3 protein-coding genes are annotated in these 1,848 nt (G+C 35.2%); all 3 read left to right on the top strand.

From position 1 onward, the window contains the following. Positions 1-187: 187 nt before the first annotated feature. The 3 genes from A6E06_RS08305 (at position 188) to A6E06_RS08295 (ending at position 1,822) form a co-directional block, all read left to right on the top strand. On the top strand, positions 188-553 hold the full coding sequence (locus tag A6E06_RS08305) for a hypothetical protein (protein WP_065591846.1): 366 nt from the start codon (positions 188-190) through the stop codon (positions 551-553). A gap of 218 nt (positions 554-771) precedes the next feature. Continuing rightward, positions 772-1,227: a YhfG family protein gene (locus A6E06_RS08300; protein WP_255312069.1), complete on the top strand. Its 456-nt coding sequence runs from the start codon at positions 772-774 to the stop codon at positions 1,225-1,227. After that, positions 1,220-1,822, top strand: coding sequence for a putative adenosine monophosphate-protein transferase Fic (locus tag A6E06_RS08295; RefSeq protein WP_065591848.1), 603 nt, complete (start codon positions 1,220-1,222; stop codon positions 1,820-1,822). Before A6E06_RS08300 ends, A6E06_RS08295 begins: the two co-directional genes overlap by 8 nt. Positions 1,823-1,848: the final 26 nt, after the last annotated feature.

The raw sequence follows: 1,848 nt of genomic DNA, 5'->3' as shown, positions 1-1,848 counted from the left end.
GTGATTAAGGCGTTAAAATTCAGGTAAGTCTGTATCGTAGCAAACGTGTTATGCAGGCGTTATGTTTTCGGACTATTAACTCATCATAGGTAGTAATGGTAATTATTATCACTTTAGTGTTCTTGTGGTAAACTGATTCTTTATAATCAAAATTTTCATTTAGTGTCGCTGTTTGGGAGAATCTCCAATGACTAAGTTTTTTCTGCTATTTACTGTTTCTATTTTATTAAATGGGTGTTCATCTAATCAAAGAATAGAAAATTTAACTGGTAAGCAACGAGCTAGAGCTGCATCAATGGATGTTTATAAAGGTGCACCACAACGCGAATATACAGTAATACAAACAGTATCAGGTCTTTCTTGTCATAGAAATAAATATCAAGAAAAAGAGACTTCAGATCATGAAGGAATCGAAGGATTAAAAATTCAAGCTGCTTTACTTGGCGCAGACGCTGTAATTTATACTTTCTGTCAAACTAATTCGGACGTTGACCTACTTAATAATTGTTGGGCATCAGTAAAATGTATCGGTGATGCAGTCAAATTTAAATAAAACATAACAAATGCATCAACACGATTTGCTACACTCGGCGTTGTCAGTTTGCCTTTAGTTTCAGTGATTAAGGCGTTAAAATTCAGCTAAGTCTGTATCGTAGCAAACGTGTTATGCAGGCGTTAACTGCTTCTTTGTTAATTTAGCTTTCAAATATGGCAATCATTCCCTTTGAGTAGTAGACTAATATTATTTCCGCATAAATGTGCGAGGTAAGCATGAAGTACGAATTATTAGTTTTAGCTGCAATGACACGATTGGAATCTCCAAATACTCAAGCTATCGTGGCTGCGACTGGGATTTCTGAACGTAAAGTACAATCCGTAGTTAACTCATTAGTTGAAAATTTAGGCTTAAATATTGAAAGAGAGCGCCAAGGTCGAACCTTCCGTTTTTCTATTAATAGCTGGGGCGTTTTTGAGTCAGGGAAAGCGATTCAATCTCAACTTAATGACATTGATTTAGTTATGCCAAGTAATTCAATGCTTTTTTCTTACGAAGAAAAACATGCCTATTTCGAGCAAGTCAAAATGGATAACTTTAAAGAAAGTATGCGTTTAGAGGGACATGATGTTGCCAGTGATTTCGACTTATCACTCGACAAAGAAGAACAACGTCAAATTCTGTTAAACAAATACTCAAACGTAAATTCGTTAGAGGCGCTCAATGGCTGATAAATATGGGACAACTCAAGATCCTTATACTTACGAAAATAGTACGGTTCTTGTTAATAAGCTCAATATTAGTAATGAAGCTGTATTAGAGGCTGCTGAACGTGATTTAACAACGTTAGCTGCAATGTATATGGAGTTTCAATTACCTCCTTACGATTTCATCTATCTGCGTTCAATTCATCGTATTTTGTTCTCTGATCTATTTGAATGGGCAGGTGAGTTAAGAACGATTGATATTTCAAAAGGAAATACACGTTTCTGTAATGTAGTTAGGATTGAAAAAGAAGCGAATAATCTGTTTTCAATGTTAGAAAAAGATAAGTATTTAGTTGACCTTTCATACGATGAATTTCTAACTAAATTAGCTGAGTATTATTGCGACATTAACGTTCTACATCCATTTCGAGAGGGTAATGGTCGTGCTCAGCGTTTGTTGTTTGAGCACATTGCAATTAACTGTGGTTACAATATTAATTTTTCTGGTATTACGTCTGAGCAATGGGTAGCTGCAAATATCCATGGTTATCATTGTAATTATGTGCCAATGAAAGAGCTGTTTTCTGTTTGTGTAACTAAAGCTGAAAAGCGCAGTTAACAATCGCATCAACACGATTTGCTACA

The sequence above is a fragment of the Aliivibrio sp. 1S175 genome (genome assembly GCF_001690985.1).
Taxonomy (GTDB): domain Bacteria; phylum Pseudomonadota; class Gammaproteobacteria; order Enterobacterales; family Vibrionaceae; genus Aliivibrio.
The sequence above is the reverse complement of the archived record's forward strand: the minus strand, read 5'-3'. Positions and strand labels throughout refer to the sequence as shown.

Coding starts and splice junctions, on each gene's coding strand:
- A6E06_RS08300 (WP_255312069.1), top strand. CDS start 772: ATGAAGTACGAATTATTAGTTTTAGCTGCAATGACACGATTGGAATCT.
- A6E06_RS08295 (WP_065591848.1), top strand. CDS start 1,220: ATGGCTGATAAATATGGGACAACTCAAGATCCTTATACTTACGAAAAT.
- A6E06_RS08305 (WP_065591846.1), top strand. CDS start 188: ATGACTAAGTTTTTTCTGCTATTTACTGTTTCTATTTTATTAAATGGG.